This window comes from Stenotrophomonas sp. Steno-C18 (assembly GCF_056393195.1).
Genome location: NZ_JBWJOX010000003.1, coordinates 132,377 through 157,252, shown reverse-complemented (window position 1 = coordinate 157,252; position 24,876 = coordinate 132,377). Strand labels below are relative to the sequence as shown.

General features: G+C 68.0%; 23 protein-coding genes and 1 pseudogene. 16 read left to right on the top strand and 8 right to left on the bottom strand.

Features of this window, described 5'->3' with window-relative positions; genetic code table 11:
• Positions 1-249: 249 nt before the first annotated feature.
• Both AC06FE_RS08005 and AC06FE_RS08000 read left to right on the top strand, forming a co-directional pair.
• Positions 250-840, top strand: coding sequence for a biliverdin-producing heme oxygenase (locus AC06FE_RS08005; protein ID WP_446540053.1), 591 nt, complete (start codon positions 250-252; stop codon positions 838-840).
• Between the two features lie 43 nt (positions 841-883).
• Positions 884-1,285: a YbaN family protein gene (locus AC06FE_RS08000; protein ID WP_313252590.1), complete on the top strand. Its 402-nt coding sequence runs from the start codon at positions 884-886 to the stop codon at positions 1,283-1,285.
• Positions 1,286-1,542: 257 nt separating this feature from the next.
• Here the strand turns inward: AC06FE_RS08000 and AC06FE_RS07995 are convergent, their stop codons facing one another.
• Positions 1,543-3,570, bottom strand: coding sequence for a sodium-translocating pyrophosphatase (locus tag AC06FE_RS07995; RefSeq protein ID WP_478072739.1), 2,028 nt, complete (start codon positions 3,568-3,570; stop codon positions 1,543-1,545).
• Positions 3,571-3,813: 243 nt separating this feature from the next.
• Here AC06FE_RS07995 and AC06FE_RS07990 point away from each other — a divergent pair, with 243 nt between their 5' ends.
• Positions 3,814-4,320 carry a hypothetical protein gene (locus tag AC06FE_RS07990; protein WP_225591804.1) on the top strand — a complete coding sequence of 169 codons (507 nt, stop codon included), beginning with the start codon at positions 3,814-3,816 and terminating at the stop codon, positions 4,318-4,320.
• A 48-nt stretch (positions 4,321-4,368) separates the two neighbouring features.
• Here AC06FE_RS07990 and AC06FE_RS07985 read toward each other — a convergent pair whose 3' ends face one another.
• Together AC06FE_RS07985 and AC06FE_RS07980 are read right to left on the bottom strand one after the other, a co-directional pair.
• On the bottom strand, positions 4,369-4,974 hold the full coding sequence (locus tag AC06FE_RS07985) for a YiiX family permuted papain-like enzyme (protein WP_478072738.1): 606 nt from the start codon (positions 4,972-4,974) through the stop codon (positions 4,369-4,371).
• A 5-nt stretch (positions 4,975-4,979) separates the two neighbouring features.
• Positions 4,980-6,236 carry a 6-phosphofructokinase gene (locus AC06FE_RS07980; protein WP_478072737.1) on the bottom strand — a complete coding sequence of 419 codons (1,257 nt, stop codon included), beginning with the start codon at positions 6,234-6,236 and terminating at the stop codon, positions 4,980-4,982.
• Positions 6,237-6,377: 141 nt separating this feature from the next.
• Between AC06FE_RS07980 and AC06FE_RS07975 the strand changes: the two genes are divergently transcribed.
• Complete coding sequence (locus AC06FE_RS07975) at positions 6,378-6,941, top strand: adenylate kinase (RefSeq protein ID WP_132865509.1); 564 nt, start codon at positions 6,378-6,380, stop codon at positions 6,939-6,941.
• 313 nt (positions 6,942-7,254) lie between these two features.
• A complete protein-coding gene (gene mpl, locus AC06FE_RS07970) occupies positions 7,255-8,718 on the top strand; it encodes a UDP-N-acetylmuramate:L-alanyl-gamma-D-glutamyl-meso-diaminopimelate ligase (RefSeq protein WP_313252059.1) in 1,464 nt (487 codons plus the stop codon).
• Between the two features lie 308 nt (positions 8,719-9,026).
• On the opposite strand, the gene AC06FE_RS07965 is transcribed toward mpl, so the two are convergent.
• Together AC06FE_RS07965 and AC06FE_RS07960 are read right to left on the bottom strand one after the other, a co-directional pair.
• Positions 9,027-9,872 (bottom strand): IclR family transcriptional regulator, encoded by an 846-nt coding sequence (locus AC06FE_RS07965; RefSeq protein ID WP_132865507.1) that lies wholly within the window; start codon positions 9,870-9,872, stop codon positions 9,027-9,029.
• Between the two features lie 62 nt (positions 9,873-9,934).
• Positions 9,935-10,603: a hypothetical protein gene (locus tag AC06FE_RS07960; RefSeq protein WP_192287555.1), complete on the bottom strand. Its 669-nt coding sequence runs from the start codon at positions 10,601-10,603 to the stop codon at positions 9,935-9,937.
• A gap of 149 nt (positions 10,604-10,752) precedes the next feature.
• Between AC06FE_RS07960 and AC06FE_RS07955 the strand changes: the two genes are divergently transcribed.
• From AC06FE_RS07955 to AC06FE_RS07920, 8 genes and pseudogenes are all read left to right on the top strand, one after another.
• Positions 10,753-12,018 (top strand): MFS transporter, encoded by a 1,266-nt coding sequence (locus AC06FE_RS07955; protein WP_192287554.1) that lies wholly within the window; start codon positions 10,753-10,755, stop codon positions 12,016-12,018.
• A 19-nt stretch (positions 12,019-12,037) separates the two neighbouring features.
• A pseudogene (locus AC06FE_RS07950) lies at positions 12,038-12,241 on the top strand (tautomerase family protein); the annotation flags it as partial.
• Entirely contained in the window at positions 12,238-13,035 is a 798-nt protein-coding gene (locus AC06FE_RS07945; protein WP_478072736.1) for a fumarylacetoacetate hydrolase family protein, read from the top strand. The pseudogene AC06FE_RS07950 and the gene AC06FE_RS07945, both read left to right, overlap by 4 nt.
• 40 nt (positions 13,036-13,075) lie before the next feature.
• The gene (locus AC06FE_RS07940; protein ID WP_313252053.1) at positions 13,076-14,014 is read left to right on the top strand and encodes an acetaldehyde dehydrogenase (acetylating); all 939 of its coding nucleotides are present in this window, start codon (positions 13,076-13,078) and stop codon (positions 14,012-14,014) included.
• A gap of 10 nt (positions 14,015-14,024) precedes the next feature.
• Positions 14,025-15,065, top strand: a complete 1,041-nt coding sequence (dmpG, locus tag AC06FE_RS07935; protein WP_478072735.1) for a 4-hydroxy-2-oxovalerate aldolase — start codon at positions 14,025-14,027, stop codon at positions 15,063-15,065.
• Positions 15,062-15,850 (top strand): 2-oxo-3-hexenedioate decarboxylase, encoded by a 789-nt coding sequence (gene dmpH / locus AC06FE_RS07930; RefSeq protein WP_192287549.1) that lies wholly within the window; start codon positions 15,062-15,064, stop codon positions 15,848-15,850. The genes dmpG and dmpH overlap by 4 nt, the downstream gene beginning before the upstream one ends.
• 198 nt (positions 15,851-16,048) lie before the next feature.
• Positions 16,049-17,413: a DcaP family trimeric outer membrane transporter gene (locus AC06FE_RS07925; RefSeq protein ID WP_478072734.1), complete on the top strand. Its 1,365-nt coding sequence runs from the start codon at positions 16,049-16,051 to the stop codon at positions 17,411-17,413.
• A gap of 80 nt (positions 17,414-17,493) precedes the next feature.
• Complete coding sequence (locus AC06FE_RS07920; RefSeq protein WP_132865498.1) at positions 17,494-18,102, top strand: LON peptidase substrate-binding domain-containing protein; 609 nt, start codon at positions 17,494-17,496, stop codon at positions 18,100-18,102.
• Between the two features lie 57 nt (positions 18,103-18,159).
• On the opposite strand, the gene AC06FE_RS07915 is transcribed toward AC06FE_RS07920, so the two are convergent.
• Entirely contained in the window at positions 18,160-20,169 is a 2,010-nt protein-coding gene (locus tag AC06FE_RS07915) for a bifunctional DedA family/phosphatase PAP2 family protein (protein WP_313252046.1), read from the bottom strand.
• Between the two features lie 126 nt (positions 20,170-20,295).
• Between AC06FE_RS07915 and AC06FE_RS07910 the strand changes: the two genes are divergently transcribed.
• Entirely contained in the window at positions 20,296-20,958 is a 663-nt protein-coding gene (locus AC06FE_RS07910; protein WP_478072733.1) for a phosphotransferase, read from the top strand.
• 58 nt (positions 20,959-21,016) lie between these two features.
• On the opposite strand, the gene AC06FE_RS07905 is transcribed toward AC06FE_RS07910, so the two are convergent.
• The gene (locus AC06FE_RS07905) at positions 21,017-21,697 is read right to left on the bottom strand and encodes a hypothetical protein (protein WP_478072732.1); all 681 of its coding nucleotides are present in this window, start codon (positions 21,695-21,697) and stop codon (positions 21,017-21,019) included.
• 118 nt (positions 21,698-21,815) lie between these two features.
• Between AC06FE_RS07905 and AC06FE_RS07900 the strand changes: the two genes are divergently transcribed.
• Positions 21,816-22,634 (top strand): SDR family oxidoreductase, encoded by an 819-nt coding sequence (locus AC06FE_RS07900; protein ID WP_478072731.1) that lies wholly within the window; start codon positions 21,816-21,818, stop codon positions 22,632-22,634.
• 44 nt (positions 22,635-22,678) lie between these two features.
• On the opposite strand, the gene AC06FE_RS07895 is transcribed toward AC06FE_RS07900, so the two are convergent.
• Positions 22,679-23,542: an ion transporter gene (locus AC06FE_RS07895; protein WP_192287544.1), complete on the bottom strand. Its 864-nt coding sequence runs from the start codon at positions 23,540-23,542 to the stop codon at positions 22,679-22,681.
• A gap of 69 nt (positions 23,543-23,611) precedes the next feature.
• On the opposite strand from AC06FE_RS07895, the gene AC06FE_RS07890 reads away from it, so the two are divergent.
• Positions 23,612-24,838 (top strand): acetylornithine transaminase, encoded by a 1,227-nt coding sequence (locus tag AC06FE_RS07890; RefSeq protein WP_478072730.1) that lies wholly within the window; start codon positions 23,612-23,614, stop codon positions 24,836-24,838.
• The last annotated feature ends 38 nt before the right edge of the window (positions 24,839-24,876 follow it).

Here is a 24,876-nt window from a genome sequence, read left to right as displayed (position 1 = left end):
AAAGAGGGCCATTCTACGCGCACGGCTATTGCGGCGCACCAAAGGCAAGGATTATTTGCGCATGGGAAGCATTATCGTTTGCGATATGCTTGCCAGCCTGCCGGCAGGAGGATCGCCCGGCGCCTGGAATGCCGGACAACGGCGGCTACCGGCCGTGCGCGGCCGATCTTCCGGCCCTGGCTTTTCCCCCGCGAGGCCGCGCCTGTGCCGCAGGCGAAGGCGAACCCCACCGCTACCCCTCCGCGCGCCATGAACACGACCGAAACCCCTGCCTTCCCGACCCGCAGCCAACGCCTGAAGGCCGCGACCCACGGCACGCATGATTCGCTGGACAAGCGGATCATGGCCGAGGACATCTTCGCCAGCCGTGCGCGGTTTGCCCGCTTCGTGCGCGTGCAGTACCGCTTCCACCGTGACATCCAGGCGCTGTACGCGGTGCCGGCGCTGGTAGCGCTGCTGCCCGGGTTGGCCGAGCGTTGCCGGCTGGAGCAGATCGCCCAGGACCTGGGCGATCTGGAGCAGGGCCTGCCGGCGGCCGCACCCACGGCGCTGCCCGCCGCTGTCGACCTGCCGCACGCACTGGGGTGGCTGTATGTCGCCGAAGGCTCCAACCTGGGCGGTACCATTCTGTTCAAGATGGCCGCCAAGCTGGGGCTGGGCGCGCGGTTCGGTGCCAGCCACCTGGCGGCGCACCCGGACGGTGCGGCCCGTCACTGGCGGCAGTTCACCGCGGCACTGGATGCGGTGCCGCTGACTGCCGGGCAGGAAGCGGAGGCCATCGAAGGTGCAAATGCCGCGTTCCGTACGGTGCGCGGGTATGTCGAGGAGGAGTTCGTGTGACCAACCCCCGGGCCAGGCCCGCCGTGCCGGAGAGCCAGCGATGATCCGCTGGTTCTGGTTCTGCGTGGGTTGGTTGATGGTCGCGCTGGGCATCATCGGGGCCTTGCTGCCGGTGATGCCGACCACGATCTTCCTGATCCTGGCGGTGTGGTGTTTCTCGCGTTCCTCGCCGCGCTTGGAGGCCTGGCTGCTCAACCACCCGCGCTACGGGGGTCCGCTGCGGCAGTGGAAGGAGCACGGCGCGATCAGCCGCAAGGGCAAGTGCTTTGCCGGCGGGGGCATGGCACTGGGCTATGTGCTGTTCTTCATCGGCGCCCACCCGGACTGGAAGCTGGCGTTGGGCGTGGGCCTGTTCTTCGTTGCCAGTGCCGCCTACGTGCTGTCGCGGCCGCGACCGCAGGAAGACGCGCACCTGGCCGAACCGCGCCGCGATCACCCGGGATGAGCGGGCCGCACACCGTGTGACCGAAGATTCCGCGCTGGAATGAAGCCAGGCGGACTCCCTGCGTGCAAGGCCAGCCACCCTTCCCCCGGGCGGGGGAAGGGTGACGCCGCCGGTCACGCGATGTGCATCAAAGCAACGGCACCAGCAACAGCGCCACGATGTTGATGATCTTGATCTGCGCCTTCGGCGCCCCCCATCCCGTTCCCTTCCCCCGTGAACGGGGGAAGGGCGAAGGTGCCATGCGCAGTCGGCTTCGACTACAGCAATGGCACCAACAGCAGCGCGACAATATTGATGATTTTTATGAGGGGGTTGATGGCCGGCCCGGCGGTGTCCTTGTACGGATCACCGACGGTGTCGCCGGTCACCGCCGCCTTGTGTGCCTCGCTGCCCTTGCCGCCGAAGTGTCCATCCTCGATGTACTTCTTGGCGTTGTCCCAGGCGCCGCCGCCGGTGGTCATCGAGATGGCGACGAACAGGCCGGTGACGATGGTGCCGATCAGCAGGCCACCCAGCGCCTTCGGGCCGAGCAGCAGGCCCACCACCACCGGCACCGCGACCGGCAGCAGCGAGGGCACGATCATCTCCTTGATCGCCGAGCGGGTCAGCATGTCCACCGCCTTGTCGTACTGCGGTTTGCCGGTGCCCTGCATGATCCCGGGGATGTCACGGAACTGGCGGCGCACTTCCTCCACCACCGCACCGGCCGCACGGCCCACCGCCTCCATCGCCATCGCGCCGAACAGGTAGGGGATCAGGCCGCCGATCAGCAGGCCGATGATCACCGTGTGGTCGGACAGGTCGAAGGTGAACACCTCGGTTGGATGCGCGGCCTGCAGGTTGTGCGTGTAGTCGGCGAACAGCACCAGCGCGGCCAGTGCCGCCGAACCGATCGCATAGCCCTTGGTCACCGCCTTGGTGGTGTTGCCCACCGCGTCCAGCGGGTCGGTGATGTCGCGGATGTCGGCGGGAAGCTCGGCCATCTCGGCGATGCCGCCGGCGTTGTCGGTGATCGGCCCGTAGGCATCGAGCGCGACGATCATGCCGGCCATCGACAGCATCGCGGTGGCGGCGATGGCGATGCCGTACAGACCGCCGAAGTGGAAGGCGCCCCAGATCGCCGCGCACACGGCGATCACCGGCAGCGCGGTCGACTTCATCGATACGCCGAGGCCGGCGATGATGTTGGTGCCATGGCCAGTGGTCGAGGCCTGCGCCACGTGCCGCACCGGTTTGTACTGGGTGCCGGTGTAGTACTCGGTGATCCACACGATCAAACCGGTCAGCACCAGCCCGATCAGCGCGCACAGGTACAGGTTGGTGGCGCCATGGCGGGAATCGGCCATCAGCTGCGTGGTCACCGGCCAGAAGGCGATGGCGGCCAGCACGCCGGAGACGATCACGCCCTTGTACAGCGCGCCCATGATCGAGCCGCCGGATTTCACCTTGACGAAGAACGCACCGATGATCGAGGCGATGATCGACACCCCGCCCAGCACCAGCGGGTACAGCACCGCATTGCGCCCGACCTCGGCCACCATCAGCCCACCGAGCAGCATCGTGGCGATCACCGTCACCGCATAGGTCTCGAACAGGTCGGCGGCCATGCCGGCGCAGTCGCCGACGTTGTCGCCGACGTTGTCGGCGATCACCGCCGGGTTGCGCGGGTCGTCCTCGGGGATGCCGGCCTCGACCTTGCCGACCAGGTCCGCGCCCACGTCGGCGCCCTTGGTGAAGATGCCACCGCCCAGTCGCGCGAAGATCGAGATCAGCGAACTGCCGAACGCCAGCCCGACCAGCGCATGCAGGTTGTCGGCCTGGCTCAGGCCCAGCCGCTGCAGGATCAGGTAGTAGCCGGCCACGCCGAGCAGGCCCAGCCCGACCACCAGCATGCCGGTGATCGCGCCGCCGCGGAACGCCACGTCCATCGCCGCGCTCATGCCGTTGCGTGCGGCCTCGGCGGTACGCACGTTGGCGCGCACCGACACGTTCATGCCGATGTAGCCGGCCGCGCCGGACAACACCGCGCCCACCGCGAAGCCAATGGCGGTGTACCAGCTGAGGAAGAAGCCGACCAGCACGAACAGCACCACGCCGGCGATGGCGATGGTCAGGTACTGGCGGTTGAGGTAGGCCCGCGCGCCTTCCTGGATGGCAGCGGCGATTTCCTGCATGCGGGCATTGCCGGCAGGCTGCCGCAGTACCCATTGGGCCGAGATGATGCCGTAGATGATGGCGACGGCGGCGCAGACCAGCGAGAGCACAAGACCGTACTGTTCGAGCATGACCCCTCCAGCGTTGGTGGATGCCATCCAGCTGTGGATGAAGCGGGGACACGCCGGGTAGATCGAAGCACTGGAACAGACCCGGGCCGCGCTGCGGCTGTGGTACGTGTCGCTGTGTTCAAACACTCCTGAGGCCGGCCGAGTATGACTGCCAGCTGTCTCCGCCGCTAGCCATGGCCGCGTTTGCCTGCCCGTTCAGCGCGACAGTGGCAACGTGCGGCGTCCGTCTTGTGGAGTTGCCCGATGAAAGCCATCGCCCCCGTGTTGCTGGCCCTGCTGCCCCTGACCGCGTTGGCGGCGTTGCCCACGCCGGAGATCGAGCGGCCGGCGGCCGCGGCGCAGGCGGTGGGTGCGGTGCATACCGTGCGCCAGATTCCCGAAGCCTGTACCCGCATCGAAGGCCGCTTCACCGGCACCGCGGCGCAGCCCTATGACATGCAGTTGGTGCGTACCAACCCGCAGTGCCAGGCCCGCGCGGTGTTCCTGGATGCGGGCAAGGTCACGCCGAGCGAGGCGGCCGGCTGGAAGCTCAACGAAGTGGTGCGCGTGCCCTCGGCGGCCTGCAGCACACAGCAGGCGTTGATCGAGGTCTGGCGCAAGCCGGCCGGGCAGCGCGTGGCGCTGGATGGCCAGGGCCAGAACCGCGTCTACCTGGAGGATGCCAAGGCCCAGGCCGCAGCGGGCCGTTTGGCGGCGCTGCCGGCGTACTCGGCCAGGTTGTCGATGGAAGGCGCCGCCTGCACGCGCTGAACGCGTTGAAGGGCGCCCATCGGTTTCAACCGGCGGGACGCCCGGGCCTCAGCGCTGGTCCACGGTGACCAGCAGGGGCGAGGCGAAGATGGCCGCCGGCGAAATCACCGGTTCGCCCCGTGGGATGTTCGCGCCATAGCGTTCGCGCAGCTTGGCCTGCACGGCCGGTGCCTGCAGGTCGAAGCTGTCCAGCCGCGCCAGCGGTGCCAGGCCGATGCCGGCGGCATCGCGGTACAGCTTCCACACCAGCTCCGAGCAGTAGATGCGCTGGTCGGACCACTCGAAAGTGAGGTCGTAAGGCTTGCCGAGATAGGGCGTGGCCGCGGCATGCAGGCGAGCCTTGGCGTTGGCGTCCAGAGGCGTGGCGGGCCGCTTGATCACATAGTGGCCGTGCCTGCCACGGTCCAGCCAGGCCTGCAGTGGCGTGTAGCGCACCGGCTGCACGGCTTCCAGCACGTATGGGGCACCGCCGCGCAACAGCACGATGCCCATGTGGCTGTACGGCGAATGCGTGGCGGCCTGCACCGCCACGCTTTGGCGCGAGGTCGAGGTATGGAACACGATGTCGCCGTCCTGCGGCGTGTAGGCCGATGCCGGCTGCGCCCACCACGCCGGCAGCACCAGCAACGCCCACAGGCCCAGGCGCGGATACATCGTGATCAGCCTTCCCAGCCCGGCAGCTTCTTCGCGACGGCCACGTTCTTCAGCGTCACGTACTTGGGCAGTCCATCGCGGCCGTAAGGCAGCGGTGCTTCGCCACGGATCAGCGGCTGCAGGTAGCGGCGTGCCTTCTCGGTGATGCCGAAGCCGTCCTTGCGGATGAAGCCGGCCGGCATCTTCTTCTCGTGGTTGGCCACCTTGGACAGCGGCGCGGCCTCGATCTTCCAGCGGTACGGCGCGTCGGCGGTGCGCACGATCACCGGCATCACCGAGTTCTGTCCCTTCAGCGCGAACTGCACCGCGGCCTTGCCGACCGCCTGTGCCTGCTCCCAGTCGGTCCTGGAGGCGATGTGGCGGGCCGAACGCTGCAGGTAGTCGGGCAGGGTCCAGTGCACCTTGTAGCCGAGCTCGGCCTTGACCCGCCCCGCTAGGTACGAGGCGACGCCGCCCAACTGGGTGTGCCCGAACGAATCCTTGGCACCGCCGGCATCGGCGACGAACTGGCCATCGGCGGTGTGGATGCCTTCGCTGGCCACCACCACGCAGTAACCCACCTTGGCCACCACCTGCTTCACCTTGGCCAGGAAGGTGGCTTCCTCGTAGGCGCGCTCGGGCAGCAGGATGATGTGCGGCGCGTCGTCGGCGCTCTCGCCGGCCAGCCCGGCGGCAGCGGCCAGCCAGCCGGCGTGGCGGCCCATGGCTTCGTAGATGAACACGCGGGTGGAGGTCTCGGCCATCGCCGCCACGTCCAGCGCCGCCTCGCGCACCGATACCGCGGTGTACTTGGCCGCCGAGCCGAAGCCCGGGCAGGTGTCGGTCACGGCCAGGTCGTTGTCGATGGTCTTGGGTACGCCCACGCAGGTGAGCGGGTAGCCGTACTCCTTGGCCAGCTGCGACACCTTCAGCGCGGTATCGGCCGAATCATTGCCGCCGTTGTAGAGGAACCAGCGCACGTCATGCGCCTTGAACACCTCCAGCAGGCGCTCGTACCTGGCGCGGTCGGCCTCCAGCGATTTGAGCTTGTAGCGGCACGATCCAAATGCACCGCCCGGCGTATGGGCGAGCGCGGCGATGCTGGCCGCCGACTCCTTCGAGGTGTCGATCAGCTCTTCGCGCAACGCGCCCAGGATGCCGTTGCGCGCTGCCAACACCTTGATTTTCCTTGCCCTTGCTTCGCTGATGACGGCAGAGGCGGTGGCGTTGATGACGGCGGTGACGCCGCCGGACTGGGCGTACAGCAGGGTGCCTTGGGACATGGTGGATACTCTCTGGACGGGGGACATTCCGGGACATTGGCCGGATGCGGTAAGCTGCACATATTGCGGTGCAGCGTGAATCGGCCCATGGAGTCTAACGCCGCTGTCCGTCCCGTTTCCTCAAACATATGGGAGTCAGGAATGCGATTGGTTCTGTTGGGACCGCCCGGTTCGGGCAAGGGCACGCAGGCGACGAGCCTGAAGGAACAACTGCAGGTTCCGCACATTTCCACCGGTGACCTGCTGCGCGCCGAAGTGGCCGCCGGCACGGAGCTGGGCAAGCAGGCCAAGGCCGTGATGGACGCTGGCAACCTGGTGTCCGACGACATCCTGCTGGGCATGCTGGAATCGCGCCTGTCCCAGGCCGACACCGCCAAGGGTTTCATCCTCGATGGCTACCCGCGCAACGTGGCCCAGGCCAATGCGCTGGGTGAACTGCTGGCCAGGCTGAACCAGCCGCTGGACGCGATCGTGCAGCTGGACGTGCCGACCGAGCTGCTGGTCGAGCGCATCGCTGGCCGCGCCAAGGAGCAGGGCCGCGCCGACGACAACCCGGAATCGGTGCGCCAGCGCCTGCAGGTCTACAACGATTCCACCGCGCCGGTGATCGACTTCTACGCTGCCAAGGGCACCCTGGCCCGCGTCGACGGCGTGGGTGCGCTGGACGAAGTGCTGGCCCGCATCCTGGCCGCGATCAAGCGCTGACCCAGGTGGCTGCGGCGCCTGCCGCCGCAGCCGCAGGGCCCCGCCGCCGCGGTGCGCCCCTACAGAAACGCCCGGATCCGTGAGGATCCGGGCGTTTCCGTTTGCAGGGGCCAGCAGATGAGCTTGCTCAGAGCCCCGCAGCATGAGCTCCCTGGGGATGGCCTCTTGGGGAGTAGGACCTGAGGGATACTGCGGCTGGCGTCATGTATTGTGCGGATGAAGCCGATGTGACGGTATCGGGGATTCCCTTACATACGCTTCGGTATCTCCTACGCAGATACCCGTTCGCAAGCGCATCGGCGACAATCGGCGGATGAGCAAGATCCATATCCTCGGCATTGCCGGCACTTTCATGGGCGGCGTGGCCGCCTTGGCACGCGAACTCGGTCATCAGGTGGAAGGCAGCGACCAGGCGGTCTACCCGCCGATGTCCACCCAGCTGGAAACGCTGGGCATCACGCTGTCGCAGGGCTATCTGCCCGGCAATATCGCAGGGGATTGCGACGAGGTCGTGGTCGGCAATGCGCTCTCGCGCGGCAACCCGGCGGTCGAAGCGGTACTGGATGCGGGCCGGCGCTACACCTCCGGGGCGCAGTGGCTGGCCGAGAACGTGCTGCCTGGCCGCGACACGCTGGCGGTGGCCGGCACCCACGGCAAGACCACCACCACCACCATCCTGTCGTTCCTGCTGCAGGCCGCCGGGCGCGCGCCGGGCTTCCTGATTGGCGGCGTAGCGGAGGATTTCGGGGTGTCGGCGCGGTTGGGGCGCGAGCTTCCCCGGGCGGGGAGTGATGCCGTACCCCCATCCGGCGCTGCGCACCCCCTTCCCCCGGAGGGGGAAGGGAGCAACGCGTCGGCGCTTTCGGATCGACCGCTGTTCGTGGTGGAGGCCGACGAGTACGACACCGCCTTCTTCGACAAGCGCAGCAAGTTCGTCCACTACCGTCCGCGGGTGGCGATCCTCAACAACCTGGAGTTCGACCACGCCGACATCTTCCCGGACGTGGCGGCGATCCAGCGCCAGTTCCACCACCTGGTGCGCACCGTGCCCGGCAATGGGCGGTTGATCGTCAACGGCGAGGATGCCCGCCTGGCCGAGGTGCTGGCGATGGGCTGCTGGACGCCGGTGGAACGGTTCGGCTTCGATCCCGCGCTGGAATGGAGCGCGCGTCTGGTCAACCAGGATGGCAGCGCATTCACGGTGCTGCACCGTGGCGTGGCGGTGGCGACGGTGGAATGGCCGCTGCTGGGCCGCCACAACGTACTCAACGGGCTGGCCGCACTGGCCGCCGCGCATGCGGTGGGCGTGGATGTGGCCGCTGTCGCGCCGGCGTTGGCGCGCTTCCACAGCGTCAAGCGACGCATGGAAGTGATCGGACAGGCGCACGGGGTCACCATCTACGATGATTTCGCCCATCACCCCACCGCGATCCACACCACGCTGGAAGGCCTGCGCGCCAAGGTTGGCGCTGCGCGCATCGTGGTGGCGATGGAACCGCGCAGCAATTCGATGCGGCTGGGCGCGCACGCGGACGCCCTGGCGCCGTCGCTGGATATCGCCGATGCGGTGGTGTTCCTGGCGCGCCCCGAGCTGCCTTGGGATGCAGCCAGGGTGATCGCCGCGGTACGCGGTGAGGCGCAGGCGGTGGCCGATACCGATGCATTGCTGGCGCAGTTGGGGCGCGTGGCAGGCGACGGCGACCACGTGGTGTTCATGTCCAACGGTGGCTTCGACGGCGCGCCGCGCCGGTTCCTGGCGCAACTGCAGAACGGCTGATATCGCGCGGTTCAATGCAGGAGCGGCGTACGCCGCGAAGCCGGTACCGGTGGATGCGGCATGAGGTTGGCAATCCTGGGATTGCGGTTGGTGCCATTGTCTGGGTATCACCAGCTTCGCGGCCAAGGCCGCTCCTACGAGGGAGCGGCTTCTTTTGTAGAAGCGGTTTCAGCTGCGATGTCGGGGCGGCATCGGTCACGCACGTGCCCAGCAATTGCAGATTTCTGTGCAGCGTTGGCCATTGTCAGCTTCGCGGCGTACGCCGCTCCTGCAACCGCCGCGCGCCTTGAAAAACAGTGGTGGCGGCTTCAGCGTGCCGGTTTGCCGTTGTAGCCCATCGCTGCCGAAATCTGCGCGGCTGCTTCCAGCAGCGCCTGCACGTGCGCCGGGTCCGGCGTGCTGGGCAGGTAGTGGATGGAGCCGACGATGGCCAGCGTGCCGAACAATTCGCCATTGGCCTGCATCAGTGGTGCGGCCAGCGCATTGATGCCGATGTACAGCTCTTCCGGCGCATCGGCCCAGCCGCGCCTGCGCACCAGCTCGATCTCGGCGGCGAGCCGGTCGGGGTCGACGATGGTGTGCCGGGTGCTGGCCGGCAGCGCCTGCGCCAGATAGGCGCGGCGCAGCTTCTCCGCACCGTAGGCCAGGGCGATCTTGCCCTGCGCCACACTGTTGTGATGGAAGCGGGTACCGGGGCGCAGGCTGATTTCCACCGGCGCGGTGCCGCGCAGCAGGTCGATCACCACCACTTCGTTGTCGGAGAACGTGGAGATCACCACGGTCTGGCCGACCTGGTCACGCAGGTGTTCCAGGATCGGCTTGGCCAGGCTCATCACGTCGAAGCGGCTGGTGCAGGCACGACCCAGCAGGAACATCTGCCAGCCGACGCGGTACTGGTTGGTATCCGGATCCTGGTCGACGTAGCCATGCTCGCGCAGCACGCTCAGGTGCCGGTGCACGCGCGCCTTGGGCATGCCGAGCAGTTGCGCCAGGCGGGTGACGCCCAGCCCGTTCGGGGCCGAGGCCAGGGCCTCGATCACCTTCAGCGAAACAATGGCGGTAGGCAGGCCCTGCTCGGCGGTGTCGTCCTGGGCGTCCACGCCGGGGGCGGCATGGGGCAAATCCTTGTTGTCGGGCGCGGTGTTGCGGGGCATCGGCTACCTGTTCGGCGGTGGCGGGGTGGACGCGGCCTCGGGACGCCGCGCCCATGTGCCGATTATGGCAGGTCGATGTATCGCTCTGCGAAAACCTTGTACCGCTGGGTCTTCTGCGCGGCGGCGTCCTCCGGGCGCACGTAGCGGATCGAACTGCGCCCCTTGAGCTGGCGCGGCAGCAGGAAACAGCGGATGAAGCGGGTTTCCTCGTCCTCGGTGGTCGGCGCCAGCACCGGTGCATGGCCCAGCTCGAACCAGGCGTGGCCGGCCGGGTGATCGTGGCGCTGGCCCAGCGTCTCGATGCTGATCCTGCCGTAGTCGCAGATGCGGATGCCCGGGCCCTGGTGGACGTGGGTGAGGGCAACGCCGCCCTTCGGGAAATCAACGCGATCGCAACGCATCAGCCACTCAAAGCGCGCATCCAGCGTGATCGGCGCTTCCAGCTTGAGCTCGCTGCGGGTGGCCGGGGCCGAGGGCAGGGCGCCCGCTGGCTGGCGCGCATCGGTCAGATCCCAGCGCCACAGCACGGTGTCCTGCTCGCCGCTGAGCAGGGTCAGCGGCTCCTGGCCTACCCGCGCCTGGGCCGGGTCAAGGGACTGTGCGTCCTGTGGGGACTCAACCATCAGGCCACCTTCGCGCACGTACAGCGCACGGGGGCCGGCGGGCAGATAGACCGGCGGGCAGCCGGCCGGCAGGTGGTCTTCGTGGAGGCGGAGGATCAGCTCGGACATCGGAATCTCGCGTTTGTTACGACGCAGGTATCGTATATCGAGACGAAAACGTTTGTCATGTTCCATTTTCGAGAAAAGTGAGTTACTTTGTGCTCGCAGTATCGTTCACCGATACTTTCGTATCAGCCAAGATTCCGGAGGGGAAGCCAATGGCGCAGCGTGGTTCAACGATCCAAGAGGTACCGGCCGCCAGCAGCGGCCGCTGGTGGCAGGGGGCCAGCAAGCAGCAGTGGGGCACGTTCCGTTCGGCCTACCTGGGCTGGATGCTGGATGTGATGGACCTGATGCTGTTCGCGATGGTGCTCAAGCACGTCAGTGCGGACCTGGGTTTCGACAAGTCGCAGGCCGGCATGGTGATGTCGGCCACGTTGCTGGCCACCGCGTTCGGCGGGCTGGTGTTCGGCTACCTGGCCGACCGCATGGGCCGCGCCAAGTCGATGATGCTGAGCATCATCTGCTACTCGATCGGCACCGCGCTGTGCGGCCTGTCCGATACGCTCGGCCAGCTGATGCTGTTCCGGATCATCGTCGGCCTGGGCGTCGGTGGTGAGTGGTCCGCCGGTTCGGCGCTGGTGAGCGAAAGCTGGCCGGCACAGCACCGCGGCAAGATCCTGGCCTGGATCCAGAGCGCGTTCGCCTCCGGCTACGCCGCCGCGGCGATCGTCGCCGCGCTGGTGGTGCCGACGCTGGGTTGGCGCTGGGTGTTCGTGGTCGGCCTGCTGCCGGCGCTGCTGGCGTTCTACGTGCGCCGCCACGTCAAGGAGCCGGAGATCTGGGTCAACCAGGCCCAGCGGTTGAGCTTCGGCCAGACCATGGGCCAGCTGTTCGGCGCGCATGCGCGCAGCACCCTGGTCGGCCTGGCCTTCGTCACCGCGGCGATGTGCGGCTACTGGGGCTTGTTCACCTGGATCCCGACCTACCTGGCCACGCCGGTCGCCGACGGCGGCCCGGGCCTGGACATGGTCAAGTCGACGATCTGGATCGTGATCATGCAGGTGGGTGCGGCATTCGGCTTCGTCACCTTCGGCTACATCGCCGACGCGATCGGCCGCAAGAAGGCCTTCATGCTGTTCTTCGTGTGCTCGGCGCTGACCGTGCCGGTGTTCGTGATGATCAAGTCGCCGATGGCGCTGATGGCATTCGGCATCGTCGTGGCCTACTTCGGCACCGGCTTCTACAGCGGCTTCGCGCCGACCTTCGCCGAGATGTTCCCGACCACCGTGCGCGCCACCGCGCAGGGCTTCGTCTACAACGGCGGCCGCGCCATCGCCGCCATCGCACCGGCGCTGATCGGGTTCCTGGCCAACAGCTACGGCGTGGCCAGCGGACTGATGGCCACTGCCGGGTTCTTCGGGCTGGCCGCGGTGATCGTGCTGCTGTTCCTGCCCGAGACCAAGGGCGCCGAGCTGACCTGATTGCAACCGCAGGAGTAACCCCATGCCGATCATCCAGGTGACCCTGGTACAGGGTCGTGACGAAGAGAAAGTGCAGCGTTTCATCCGCGCCGTGGCGCAGGTGGCGCATGCCGAGCTGGAGGCGCCGATGAGTGCGATCCGGGTGATGGTCAACGAAGTGCCGCCGCAGCGTTTCGCGGTCGGCGACGTGCTCAAGAGCGATGCGAAGGAAGTGAAGGCATGAGTGCTGTGTCCCTGGGTGCCGACGCCATCGCGCGGCACGGTGCCGAACTGCACGCCGCGCTGCGCAGCGGCGTGGCGGTGGAGCCGCTGAGCGAGCGCATCGCCGGGTTGTCGCTGGGCGATGCCTATGCGATCTCCAACGACCTGCTGGCGCGCCGTCTTGCCGATGGCGAGCGCGTGGTCGGCAAGAAGATCGGCGCCACCTCGGTGGCGGTGCAGCGCATGCTGAAGGTAGACCAGCCGGACTTCGGCTTCCTCACCGATCGCATGCAGGTCGCCAACGGTGGCGTGCTGTCCACCGCCGGCATGATCGCGCCACGTGCCGAGGGCGAGATCGCCTTCCACCTCAAGCGTGACCTGGTTGGGCCGGGCATCACCCACCACGACGTGCTCGCCGCCACCGACGCATTGTCGGTGTGCTTCGAGATCGTCGATTCGCGCATCCGCGACTGGCGCATCGGCATCACCGACACCGTGGCCGACAACGCCTCGGCCGCGGCCTACGTGCTCGGCGAACTGCGGGTGCCGCCGAAGAACCTGGACCTGGGCACGCTGGGCATGGTGGTGGAGAAGAACGGCGAGCTGGTGGCCACCGGCGCCGGTGCCGCCGCGCTGGGCTCGCCGGTCAACTGCGTGGCGTGGCTGGCCAACACGCTCGGCCGTCTCGGCACGCCGCTGAAGGCGGGCGAGGTGATCCTGTCCGGCGCGCTGGTGCCGCTGATCCCGGTGAACGCCGGTGACCACATGCGCGTGCGCGTCGGCGCGCTGGGCAGCGCCGAGATCCGCTTTGCATGACGCCTGCTTCCTCCCCCACCTTGAACGACAGGAGTTCTGCATGACCCTGAAAGCGGCCATCATCGGTCCCGGCAACATCGGCACCGACTTGATGATCAAGATCCTGCGCCACGGCAAGCAATTGCAGATGGCGGCACTGGTCGGCATCGACCCGGCGTCCGACGGCCTGGCGCGTGCGGCGCGCATGGGCGTGGCGACCATTTCCAGCGGCGTGGCCGGGTTGATCGAATCGGACCTGTTCGCCGACATCGACATCGTGTTCGATGCGACCTCGGCTTCGGCGCACGTGGCCAACGACGCGCTGCTGCGCGCGGCCAAGCCGGGCATCCGCGTGGTTGACCTGACGCCGGCGGCGATCGGCCCGTACTGCGTGCCGACCGTGAACCTGGAGGACAACATCGAGGCGGCCAACGTCAACATGGTCACCTGCGGTGGCCAGGCCACCATCCCGATGGTGGCGGCGGTCGCGTCGGTGGCCAAGGTCGCCTACGCCGAGATCGTGGCCAGCATCTCCAGCAGGAGTGCCGGCCCGGGCACGCGCGCCAACATCGACGAGTTCACCGAGACCACCTCGCGCGCGATCGAGAGCGTGGGCGGTGCGCAGGTCGGCAAGGCCATCATCGTGCTCAACCCGGCCGAGCCGCCGCTGCTGATGCGCGATACCGTGTACGTGCTCAGCGAGGTGGTCGACACCGCCCTCATTGAAGCGGCCGTCACCGGGATGGCCGCACGCGTGGCCGCCTACGTGCCGGGCTACCGGCTCAAGCAGCAGGTGCAGTTCGAGCTCATCGACGAGCCGGTCAACGTGCCGGGCGTGGGCCCGAGCACCGGCCTGAAGACCTCGATCTTCCTGGAAGTGGAAGGCGCCGCGCACTACCTGCCGGCCTATGCCGGCAACCTGGACATCATGACGTCGGCCGCGCTGGCCACCGGGGAGCGCATGGCCGCCTCGGTGCTGGCCGCGCGTGCAGCGGCGTGAGGACATGAACATGACCGCCAACAAGCTCTACATCTCCGACGTCACCCTGCGTGACGGCTCGCACGCCGTGGGCCATCGCTACAGCCTGGAACAGGTGCGCGCGATCGCCACCGCGCTGGACCAGGCCCGGGTCGATTCGATCGAGGTCGCCCATGGGGACGGCCTGCAGGGTTCCTCGTTCAACTACGGCTTCGGCGCGCACAGCGACATCGAGTGGATCGAGGCCGCGGCCGATTCGGTCTCGCACGCGAAGATCGCCACGCTGCTGCTGCCCGGCATCGGCACCGTGCATGACCTGAAGAACGCCCATGCCGCCGGCGCGCGCATCGTGCGGGTGGCCACGCATTGCACCGAGGCCGACATCTCGCGCCAGCACATCGAAGCGGCCAATGCACTGGGCATGGATGCGGTCGGCTTCCTGATGATGAGCCACATGACCACGCCGCAGGCGCTGGCGGTGGAGGCGAAGAAGATGGAAAGCTACGGCGCGTCCTGCGTGTACGTGGTCGATTCCGGTGGCGCATTGAACATGAATGATGTGCGTGACCGGGTCGGCGCGCTGCGCGAGGCGCTGCAGCCGGATACCCAGATCGGCATTCATGCACACCACAACCTGTCGCTGGGCGTGGCCAACTCCATCGCTGCGGTCGAAGCGGGCGCGATCCGCATTGATGCCAGCCTCGCCGGTATGGGCGCCGGCGCCGGCAACGCGCCGCTGGAAGTGTTCATCGCCGCCGCCGAGCGCATGGGCTGGAACCACGGCTGCAAGCTGTACACGCTGATGGATGCGGCTGACGACATCGTGCGTCCGCTGCAGGACCGCCCGGTGCGGGTGGACCGCGAAACCCTGGCGCTGGGCTATGCCGGCGTCTATTCGAGCTTCCTGCGCCACGCCGAGATCGCGTCCGCGCGTTTTGGCCTGAAAACCGCTGACATCCTGGTCGAGCTGGGCAAGCGCCGCATGGTCGGTGGCCAGGAAGACATGATCGTGGACGTCGCGCTGGACATGCTGCGTGCGCGCGGCGAGCAACCGCAGGAGGCACAGGCATGACGCTGGATCGCTCCATCATCGAAAACTGCGCCCTGCAGTTGCTGGCCGCCGAGCAGGAAGTGCGCGAGGTGACCCGAATCACCGATGCGCATCCGCAGATCGACGTCAACGCGGCGTACGACATCCAGGAATGCCTGCGCGGCATCAAGCAGGCAGCTGGCATACGCATCGTCGGCATGAAGATGGGCCTGACCTCGAAGCCGAAGATGCAGCAGATGGGCGTGGACACGCCGATCTACGGCTTCCTCGGCGCTGACAATGCCGTGGACGACGGCGCGGTGGTCGACACCGCGCGCCTGATCCACCCGAAGGTAGAGGCCGAGATCGCCTTCGTCATGCGCGAGGACCTGACCGGGCCCGGGTGCGACGTCGCCCAGGTACTGGCGGCCACCGATTACGTGGTGCCGGCGATCGAGCTGATCGACTCGCGCTACGAGAATTTCCGTTTCGACCTGCCCAGCGTGATCGCCGACAACACCTCGGCCGCGCGTTACGTGCTGGGCTCGCGCCCGACGGCGGTGCAGGGCCTGGACCTGGAGACGCTCGGCGTGGTGATGGAGAAGAACGGCCAGGTGGTCGAGGTCGGCGCCGGCGCCGCGGTGCTCGGCAATCCGGCCGAGGCGGTGGCGATGCTGGTCAACATGCTGGCCGAGCGCGGCCAGGCGCTGCCGGCCGGCAGCGTGGTGCTGTCCGGCGCGATCACCGCAGCGGTTGCGGTGGCTGCTGGTGACAACGTGCTGGTACGCGCCGATGGCATGGGTACGACGGCGATGCGGTTTGTGTGAGGGCCCGAAGGCCGGGCAGCCGTTGAGGCGTCAGCCACGCCTGCCTGCCCGTATCACGTCACTCCCGCGCAGGCGGGAATGACGCGCTGAACGCCGTTCGGTCTGCCCGGACGGCCATGGCAAGAAAACGACGTTCTTCATGACCGGCGGCCCACCGGGCGCCGGAACGGTGTCCTGTTGCCCTGGGAGGGGAAAACGATGATCGGTAACAAGAAACTGGCCGCCCTGGCCACCACGGCGGTACTGGCGGCGATGCCGCTGAGCGCGCTGGCGCAGGCCATGGATGCGCAGGCCATGGAGGCACGCATGGCGCAGTTGGAGCAGGAGATGCAGCAGATGCGCGACATGCTGCAGGCCTACCAGCAGCGTGATGCTGCCAATGCCAATGCCGCTACGGCGCCGACGGCGACAACGCTCGACGCCACCCGCGTTGCCGCACCGGCGGCGCCGGCCGTCGTGATGCCCAACGCGATGCCAGGCACGAAGTTCTCCTTCGGCGGTTTCATCAAGCTCGATTCGATGTACACCCGTACCAGTGACGGCGAGATCGCCGACGGCTCGGCCGGGCGCCTGTTCTACTTCCCCGGTGCCACGCCGGTGGCGGTCGATGGCAAGGGGCGCAGCGCCAGCTATACCGACGTGCATGCACAGTTCTCGCGCTTCTGGCTCGGTGCCGATACCACCACCGAGCGCGGCGACAAGCTCAAGGCCTACATCGAGGCGGACATGTACGGCGGTGGCAGCAACGCCTTCGCCGGCAACGAGGTCATCACCAACACCTACGCGCTCACCCTGCGCCAGGCCTACGTGAGCTGGAACAACTGGCTGGCCGGCCAGACCTGGTCCAACTTCCAGGACGTGGCGGCGCTGCCGGACACGGTGGACTTCACCGGTCCGTCGGAAGGCACCATCTTCTCGCGCCAGGCACAGCTGCGTTACACCCGCGGCGCGTGGTCGTTCTCGGCGGAGAACCCGCAGACCACGATCACCCCGTTCGGCGGCAAGGGCGCGCGCATCAACAGCAGCACCGACGTGATGCCCGACCTGACCGCGCGCTGGCTCACCCGCGGTGATTGGGGCCACTTCACCGTTGCCGCGCTGCTGCGCAACTTCCGCTACGACGGGCACAACGAAAGCGGCGGTGCCCTGAGCGTGTCGGGCAAGTTCAACATGGGGGCCAATGACGACCTGCGTTACATGGTCAGTGGCGGTGCCGGTGTGGGCCGTTACCTCGGCTTCGCGCTGGGCAGCGACACCGTGCTGGATGAGGAAGGACGCCTGCACGCGATGGACGGCTACGGTGGCTTCGCCGCGTGGCGCCACGCGTTCTCGCCCAAGCTGCGCGGCAACCTGGTCTATTCGGTCGCCGTGCTCGACAACGACACGGCCTGGACCGGCTATGAAGTCACCGACAAGGCGCAGTCGGTGCGCGCCAACCTGATCTATTCGCCATTCCCCAAGCTGGACCTGGGCGTGGAGCTGAGCCATGCGCAGCGTCGCCTGGAGAATGGCGAGAAGGGCGACATGAACCGCGTGCACACGCACGTGAAGTACAACTTCTGACGGCGTCCTGCCGGCGCCTGCGACGATGGCCCACGGCGGGCTGGGGTACCATCAGCCCCGGTCCGCCGTTTCTGTTGCCGATGACTGCCACGCAAAGCCTGCCGCTGTTTCCCTTGCATTCGACGCTGTTGCCGGGTGCCTCGCTGGGGTTGCGCGTGTTCGAGGCGCGTTACCTGGACCTGGTACGCGAATGCGGGCGCAAGGGCGGCACGTTCGGCGTCTGCCTGATCCTGGAGGGCGAGGAGGTCGGCACGCCGGCAACGCCCGCCGCGTGGGGCGTGGAAGCCCTGGTCGAGGATTTCGACGTGGGTGCCGATGGCGTCCTGGTGCTGCGCCTGCGTGGCGGTCGTCGCTTCCACGTGCGGCAGACGCGCGTGCGTGACAACGGCCTGGTCGTGGCCGAGGTGGAATGGCGCGAGCGTGACAGCGACGATGAACTGCAGCCGGAGCATGCGCTGCTCGGCATCCTGCTCGAACGCATTCTTGAACAGGCGGGCGGTGAGTATGCCTCGGCCGGCCCGGCACAGTTCGACCAGGCGGCCTGGGTGGGCTGGCGATTGGCGGAACTGTTGCCGTTGCAGGAGCAGCAGCGGGTGATGCTGCTGCACGAAGACGATCCGCACCGGCGCCTGGAGCGCCTGCTCGAATGGATCCCCGGCTTCGACATCCCGCAGGAACAGGATCTCTGACCTCCGCCAGGAGCTCCATCCACGTTGCCGGATCCGGCGCCGCGGGCATCACCGCTGTTACGGCGCCGGTGTTTCCTGGCTGCGGATCATCAGCAACGGCAGGCCGGTTTCCGGCTGCACCTGCTGCTGGTTGGGCATGCCGTCGAGCGACTGCTTGAGCGTATCCAGCGCGGGATCCACGCCGCGCAGCGGGCGCCACATGCCGAACAGCTTCAGGTGGCGCTGGAAGCGCAGCGTCTGCGCGCTGCCCAGCCAGACCTGGGCTTGCCCCGGCTCCAGGCGTACGGCCGAAGGCCACAGCCGCAGCGCATAGACCTCGTCCGGTCGCGTGCCCGGGTGCAGCAACAGCAGTGCCTCGACGTTGCTGTCCAGGGTGGCCGGCAGCACCGGCACGTCCTGCGGCGAGGCTTTCTGCTCCAGCATCGCCAGCGCCTGCTGCCAGCCGGCCTGCGGCTGCACGGTCCAGCCCTTGCGCTCCAGCTGTTGCTGCAGGGGTGCCAACGGGCCGGCGACCTGCACGTCCAGCGGCCAGCGCTGGTCGTCATCGAACTCGTTGCGACGGGCCGGCAGCTCGCGCCAGCCGTCCTGCCACCAATGCGTTGACACCATCGATTGCGGCGCGGCGGCCACCGGCTCGAACTTGGCCAGTTTGGCCGGCACGTTGCGCGGTGCATACCAGAAGCCGGCCAGCACGAACACGCCGTAGAACAGCCAGGCCACCGGCTTGACCCAGAACGAACGGTTGAAGCGGCGGCGGTAGGCCACGCCCAGCAACAACAGCCAGAAGATGCCGAACAACATGCCGCCGATGACGTCGCTGAGCCAGTGTGCGCCCAGGTAGATGCGGGCAAAGCCAATCGCGGTGACCACCACGCCGGAGAGCAGGTACGGCCAGACGCGGGTGCGGCCGGGTAGCTCACGGCCGATCAGCACGGCGAAGAAGCCGAAGGTGATCGTGGCCATGGTCACCGCCACCGACGGGAAGCCGAAGCCACTGCTGGCCGAGGGCGGGCGGACCACGTCCACCGTGGCGCCCAGCAGCTTGGTCAGGGCCAGGCCGAAGGCCAGCGCCGCCAGCCAATGCACCACCGCCATCCAGCGCCGGCGCCAGGCCAGGTAGCCCATGGCCGCGCCGATGGCCGGCAGCAGTACCTGCCAGTCGCCCAGCGAGGCCAGCGCGGCCATCGGATAGTCGGCCAGCGGGTTGCGCAGGGCCAGCATCAGCTTGTGCACGGCCAGGTCCAGCGCCAGCGGTTCGCCATGCGCGACCACCACCATCAGCAGCACGAACCAGCCCCAGCCGAGCAGTAGCAGCATCAGGGCGAGCATCGCCAGCGGCACCGATTCACGCCGCTTGGGGTCGAACAGGTCGGTCAGCGAACGGCCCAGCAACTGCGGGTGGCGCTGCGACCAGGCCAGCACGCGCGCCAGCCAACCGTCCATGCGCGCGGCCGACCAGCGGTAGCTGTACAGCACGATGGCCCAGACCAGGCCCAGCATCGCGCCGAGCAGGGCCAGCACCAGGAACAGGCTGCCGGCGACCGCCGCCACCGCGTCGTAGGCCTGGCCCAGCGCCCAGCCGGGCAGCAGGAACAGCACCGCCCAGGACAGGCAGGCGATGCCGCTGGCCTTGAGGTAGTTGCGGAAGGGCATGTTCGCCATGCCGGCGATGGCTGGCACGAACGGGCGGATCGCGCCCACGTAGCGCGCCACCAGGATGCTCTTGAAGGCGTTGCGGCGGAACATCAGCTCGCCGCGGTCAAGCAGCTGCGGGTAGCGGCTGACCGGCCAGACGCCGCGCAGCCGGTCGCCCCAGCGACGGCCGACCCAGTAGCTCAGGCCATCGGCGGCGAACGCGCCCAGCGTGGCGCAGGCGATCGCGTAGGGACCGGACAGCTCGCCCATGCCGATGAGCACGCCCACCGCGATCATCAGCGGCAACGCCGGCACGATGGTGCCGAGGATGATTACCGAGTCACAGAAGGCGATGGCGAAAATCGCGGCACCGGCCAAAACCGGATGAGCGGCGATCCACGCAAGCGTGGCGTCGATCCAGGAAGAATTCATCGGGCGATTATAGTGGCAGGGCCCGTTCAGACCGCTGCTTCCGTTGCAGGTTCCATTGGCGTGGCGGCGGGTCGTTCACCTGCCGTGTCGGTGAATGAAAGCCCGGCAGGCCACTAGAATGGGGGCATGCTGGACTCTTCGCCTGACACCTTCACTACGCTGAAAGCCGACAGTTTCGGCCGTATCCTGCTGGTCGACGGGGAGCACGGCCGCTTTGTCCGCCGTGACCTCGGGGCCACGCCGCCGTGGCTGCGCCTGCCGGCCTGGTGGCTGGCCCGGCGCGAGGCGCGGGCGTTGGCCAGGCTGGATGGCATGGAGGCCACGCCGCGCCTGCTCGGCTGGGACGGCCGCTGGCTGGACCGCAGCTACATGGAGGGGGCGGCCATGTACCAGCGCCCGCCCCGAGGTGACCTGGCCTATTTCCGCGCCGCGCGGCGCCTGCTGCAGCGCGTGCACCGCCAGGGCATCGCCCACAACGACCTGGCCAAGGAGGCCAACTGGCTGGTGCGCGAGGATGGCTCGCCGGCGTTGATCGACTTCCAGCTGGCGGTCTGCGGCAACCCGCGCTCGCGCTGGATGCGGCTGCTGGCCCGCGAGGACCTGCGCCACCTGCTCAAGCACAAGCGCATGTACTGCGGCGCGGCGTTGACGCCGGTGGAGCGGCGGCTGCTCAAGCGCCATTCCTGGGTGCGCGAACTGTGGTTCGCCACCGGCAAGCCGGTGTACCGCTTCGTCACCCGGCGCATCCTGCACTGGGAAGACAACGAAGGGCAGGGGCCGAAGCCTTGAACCGCAGCGAGGGACGGGGCACCGGCCGGCGTGGCCGGCACCGGTGCCCGGAAGGGACTCAGCGCAGCTCGACCAACTGCCTGCCCCTGAAATTCCGCTTGGCGTCGAAGTCGTAGCCGATGGTCAGCATGCCCTCGTCGGCACAGGCGTGGCAGCTGCGCAGCGGCGTGCGGTAACGCAGGCGCACGCCGCCGTCGGGCAGTGCATCGCTGCCGCTGGCGATGGCCGGCGCGAACGGGACCGCGTCCGGGTGCCCGGTGATGAACGCCTTGTATTCAGGCAGGCTGCGGGTGTTGTCGTCCAGCACGTCCCGGTCCACGTCGACGGTCCGGCCGCTGGCGTCAACCAGCCAGGTGCCTTCGTTGGTGTTGGCGCGGAACGGGAACTCCAGCGTCGCCACGCCCACGCCTTCCACGCTCTGCCAGGCGCTGACATATCCCGGATTGTCCTGCGCGGCCAGATTGCGCGCGGCGATGAGTGCGGCGGCCGAGGCGCCGCCCTTGCGAAGGGTGTCGATCAGGCAGGTATCGCTGGCGGTTGCAGCGTTGCGGCAGGCATCAAGCGACCCATCCCACACCGCGCTGGCGTCCAGCTTGCCGCCGGTGCTGCCCAGCCCGGTGGTGTGTGCGGTGACATCGTGCACCACCGGCGGGACTTCGCCGGCCGATTGCCGGTTCTGGCAGGCGGCAAGGGCGAGCACGAGCAGCAGCGGGGTGGTGCGGTACAGCGTTTTCATCATTGGATCTCAGGGGGAGAATGCCGCACCAGTATCGGCATGATGCATGAACGCAAAGTGTCGAACCGCAGGCATGATGCACCGGCATAATGCGGGAGGTTTCCTACCCGTTGGAGTGCGCATGAGCAGCCTGCAAGGCAAGACCCTTTTCATCACCGGCGCCTCGCGGGGCATCGGCCTGGCCATTGCACTGCGTGCTGCGCGCGACGGTGCCAACGTGGCCATCGCCGCCAAGTCGGCGGTGCCCAACCCCAAGCTGCCGGGCACCATCCACAGCGCCGCCGAGGCGGTGACTGCCGCCGGTGGCCAGGGGCTGGCGCTGAAGTGCGACATCCGCGAGGAGGACCAGGTCAACGCGGCGGTGGCCGCCACCGTGGATGCCTTTGGTGGCATCGACATCCTCGTCAACAACGCCTCGGCGATCTGGCTGCGCGGTGCGCTGGACACGCCGATGAAGCGCTTCGATCTGATGCAGCAGGTCAACGCACGCGGCAGTTTCCTGTGCGCGCAGGCCTGCTTGCCGCACCTGCTCAAGGCCCCGAACCCGCATATCCTGACGCTTGCGCCGCCGCCGAGCCTGGACCCGAAGTGGTGGGCGCCGCATACCGCCTACACGCTGGCCAAGATGGGCATGAGCTTCGTCACCCTGGGCCTGGCCGGTGAGTTCGGCCCGCAGGGCGTGGCGGTCAACGCGCTGTGGCCGCGCACCATCATCGCCACCGACGCGATCAACATGATTCCCGGCGTGGACCCGGCCGGCTGCCGCCGCCCGGAGATCCTGGCCGATGCCGCGCACGCGGTGCTGACCCGTCCGGCGGCCGGCTTGACCGGGAAGTTCCTGATCGACGATGAAGTGCTGGCCGAGGCCGGTGTCACCGACCTGTCCGGCTATGCGGTGGACCCGTCCAGGCCGCTGTTGCCGGACCTGTTCCTCGACTGAGCAACCCCGCAGGCGCGGCCTCGGCCGTGAAGCACGGTAGGTGCTCAGGGCTCCAGCGGCTCGGGCAGCTCATGCCCGCAGCGGTTGCAGTAGTGGGCCTTGGCCTCGTGGCCCTCATGGCCGCAGACCACGCAGCCGCGGGTGTCCTGGCGACGCTCGCGCAGCATGGTGCCGGCCAGTTCGGCGGTGTAGATGCCGGTCGGTACAGCCAGGATGCTGTAACCGACCAGGATCAACGCCGAGGTGATGAAGCGGCCGAGCGTGGTGTGCGGGACGATGTCGCCGAAACCCACCGTCGCCATCGTCACCACCGCCCAGTACATGCTGGTCGGGATGTTGCTGAAGCCGTAGGCCGGCCCCTCGATCACGTACATCAGGGCGCCGGCGATGATCGCGATGGTGACCACCATCGACAGGAACAGCAGGATCTTGCGCCGGCTGCGCCACAACGCCAGCATCAGCACGCCGCTTTCCTCGATGTAGCGGGTCAGCTTGAGGATGCGGAACACCCGCAGCAGGCGCAGCACGCGCACCACCAGCAGGCTCTGCGCGCCGGGCACGAAGAAGGAGATGTACGAGGGCAGGATCGCCAGCAGGTCGATGATCCCCCAGATGCTGAACGCATAGCGCAGCGGCCGCCGCACCACCAGCAGGCGCAGCACGTACTCGGCGGTGAACAGCAGGGTGAACCCCCACTCGACCACGTAGAACCAGCTGGCCCAGGCCACGTGGATGCGTTGCACGCTGTCGACCATCACCACCAGCACGCTGGCCAGGATGGCCCAGACCAGCAGCAGGTCGAACCGGCGCGAAGGCGGGGTGTCGGTGCGGTGGATGATGTCGAACCAGCGGCGGCGCCAGCCGGACTCGCTGGCGGGGTTCAGTTGGGGGGCAGAAAACAGGCGCATCCGTACATTGTGCCGCAGCCCGTGGAATGGGGGACAATGCGGCTTTCACACCCACCCCTCCGGAACGCCATGACTGCCGCCGCTGAACCGCTGTTGTCCCTGTCCAACTACTACCTTCCGGTCTACCGTCCGCGCCAGCTGGTGCTGGAGCGTGGCCAGGGCGCGCGGGTCTGGGATACGCAGAGGCGGGAGTTCATCGACCTGGCGGCCGGCATCGCGGTGTGCAGCCTGGGCCACAACGACGCCGACCTGAAGGCGGCCCTGTTCGCGCAGGCCGACAAGCTCTGGCACACCAGCAACATGTTCTACAGCGAGCCGCCGCTGCACCTGGCGCAGGAGCTGGTGGAGGCCTCGCGTTTTGCCAAGCGCGTATTCCTGTGCAATTCCGGCGCCGAGGCCAACGAAGTGGCGATCAAGCTGGTGCGCAAGTGGGCCACCGCGCAGGGCCGTGCGCCGGACAAACGCTTCATCGTCACTTTCCGTGGCAGCTTCCATGGCCGCACCCTGGCCACGGTGACCGCCACCGCCCAGCCCAAGTACCAGGAAGGCTATGAGCCGCTGCCCGGCGGCTTCCGTTACGTGGACTTCAACGACGTGGCCGCGCTGGAAGCGGCGATGGCCGGCGGCGACGTGGCCGCGGTGATGTTCGAGCCGGTGCAGGGGGAAGGCGGCGTGATGCCGGCCAGCGCCGAGTTCATGCGCCGTGCCCGCGAGCTGTGCGACCAGCACGACGCACTGCTGGTGCTGGACGAGATCCAGGTCGGCATGGGCCGCACCGGTGAACTGTTCGCGCATTGGAACTGGGGCGTCACCCCGGACATCGTCACCCTGGCCAAGGCGCTGGGCTGTGGCTTCCCGGTCGGCGCGATGCTGGCCGGCCCGAAGGTGGCCGAGGTGATGGGCGTGGGCGCGCACGGCAGCACCTTCGGCGGCAACCCGCTGGCTGCGGCGGTCGCCCGCGTGGCGCTGCGCAAGCTGTCCTCCGACGAGATCAAGGCCAACGTGGTGCGCCAGTCGGCCGCGCTGAAGGCCGGGCTGGAGGCCATCGGCGAAGAATTCGGCGTGTTCGAGCAGGTGCGCGGCATGGGCCTGATGATCGGCGCGGTGCTCAAGCCCGAGTACGTGGCCGACATCGGCGCGCTGCTGGACCTGGCCGCCGAGAAGCAGGTGCTGATCCTGCAGGCCGGCACCAGCGTGCTGCGCTTCGTGCCGGCGTTGAACATCACCGACGAGGAGGTCGCCGAAGGCCTCAAGCGCGTGCGTGAGGCGATTGCGGCCTACATGGCGGGGCGCTGAGGGCGCCCGGGCGACCGGGTGCAGCCACGTTGAGTGAG

Coding starts and splice junctions, on each gene's coding strand:
- AC06FE_RS08005 (WP_446540053.1), top strand. CDS start 250: ATGAACACGACCGAAACCCCTGCCTTCCCGACCCGCAGCCAACGCCTG.
- AC06FE_RS07995 (WP_478072739.1), bottom strand. CDS start 3,570: ATGCTCGAACAGTACGGTCTTGTGCTCTCGCTGGTCTGCGCCGCCGTC.
- AC06FE_RS07990 (WP_225591804.1), top strand. CDS start 3,814: ATGAAAGCCATCGCCCCCGTGTTGCTGGCCCTGCTGCCCCTGACCGCG.
- AC06FE_RS07985 (WP_478072738.1), bottom strand. CDS start 4,974: ATGTATCCGCGCCTGGGCCTGTGGGCGTTGCTGGTGCTGCCGGCGTGG.
- AC06FE_RS07980 (WP_478072737.1), bottom strand. CDS start 6,236: ATGTCCCAAGGCACCCTGCTGTACGCCCAGTCCGGCGGCGTCACCGCC.
- AC06FE_RS07975 (WP_132865509.1), top strand. CDS start 6,378: ATGCGATTGGTTCTGTTGGGACCGCCCGGTTCGGGCAAGGGCACGCAG.
- mpl (WP_313252059.1), top strand. CDS start 7,255: ATGAGCAAGATCCATATCCTCGGCATTGCCGGCACTTTCATGGGCGGC.
- AC06FE_RS07965 (WP_132865507.1), bottom strand. CDS start 9,872: ATGCCCCGCAACACCGCGCCCGACAACAAGGATTTGCCCCATGCCGCC.
- AC06FE_RS07960 (WP_192287555.1), bottom strand. CDS start 10,603: ATGTCCGAGCTGATCCTCCGCCTCCACGAAGACCACCTGCCGGCCGGC.
- AC06FE_RS07955 (WP_192287554.1), top strand. CDS start 10,753: ATGGCGCAGCGTGGTTCAACGATCCAAGAGGTACCGGCCGCCAGCAGC.
- AC06FE_RS07945 (WP_478072736.1), top strand. CDS start 12,238: ATGAGTGCTGTGTCCCTGGGTGCCGACGCCATCGCGCGGCACGGTGCC.
- AC06FE_RS07940 (WP_313252053.1), top strand. CDS start 13,076: ATGACCCTGAAAGCGGCCATCATCGGTCCCGGCAACATCGGCACCGAC.
- dmpG (WP_478072735.1), top strand. CDS start 14,025: ATGACCGCCAACAAGCTCTACATCTCCGACGTCACCCTGCGTGACGGC.
- dmpH (WP_192287549.1), top strand. CDS start 15,062: ATGACGCTGGATCGCTCCATCATCGAAAACTGCGCCCTGCAGTTGCTG.
- AC06FE_RS07925 (WP_478072734.1), top strand. CDS start 16,049: ATGATCGGTAACAAGAAACTGGCCGCCCTGGCCACCACGGCGGTACTG.
- AC06FE_RS07920 (WP_132865498.1), top strand. CDS start 17,494: ATGACTGCCACGCAAAGCCTGCCGCTGTTTCCCTTGCATTCGACGCTG.
- AC06FE_RS07915 (WP_313252046.1), bottom strand. CDS start 20,169: ATGAATTCTTCCTGGATCGACGCCACGCTTGCGTGGATCGCCGCTCAT.
- AC06FE_RS07910 (WP_478072733.1), top strand. CDS start 20,296: ATGCTGGACTCTTCGCCTGACACCTTCACTACGCTGAAAGCCGACAGT.
- AC06FE_RS07905 (WP_478072732.1), bottom strand. CDS start 21,697: ATGATGAAAACGCTGTACCGCACCACCCCGCTGCTGCTCGTGCTCGCC.
- AC06FE_RS07900 (WP_478072731.1), top strand. CDS start 21,816: ATGAGCAGCCTGCAAGGCAAGACCCTTTTCATCACCGGCGCCTCGCGG.
- AC06FE_RS07895 (WP_192287544.1), bottom strand. CDS start 23,542: ATGCGCCTGTTTTCTGCCCCCCAACTGAACCCCGCCAGCGAGTCCGGC.
- AC06FE_RS07890 (WP_478072730.1), top strand. CDS start 23,612: ATGACTGCCGCCGCTGAACCGCTGTTGTCCCTGTCCAACTACTACCTT.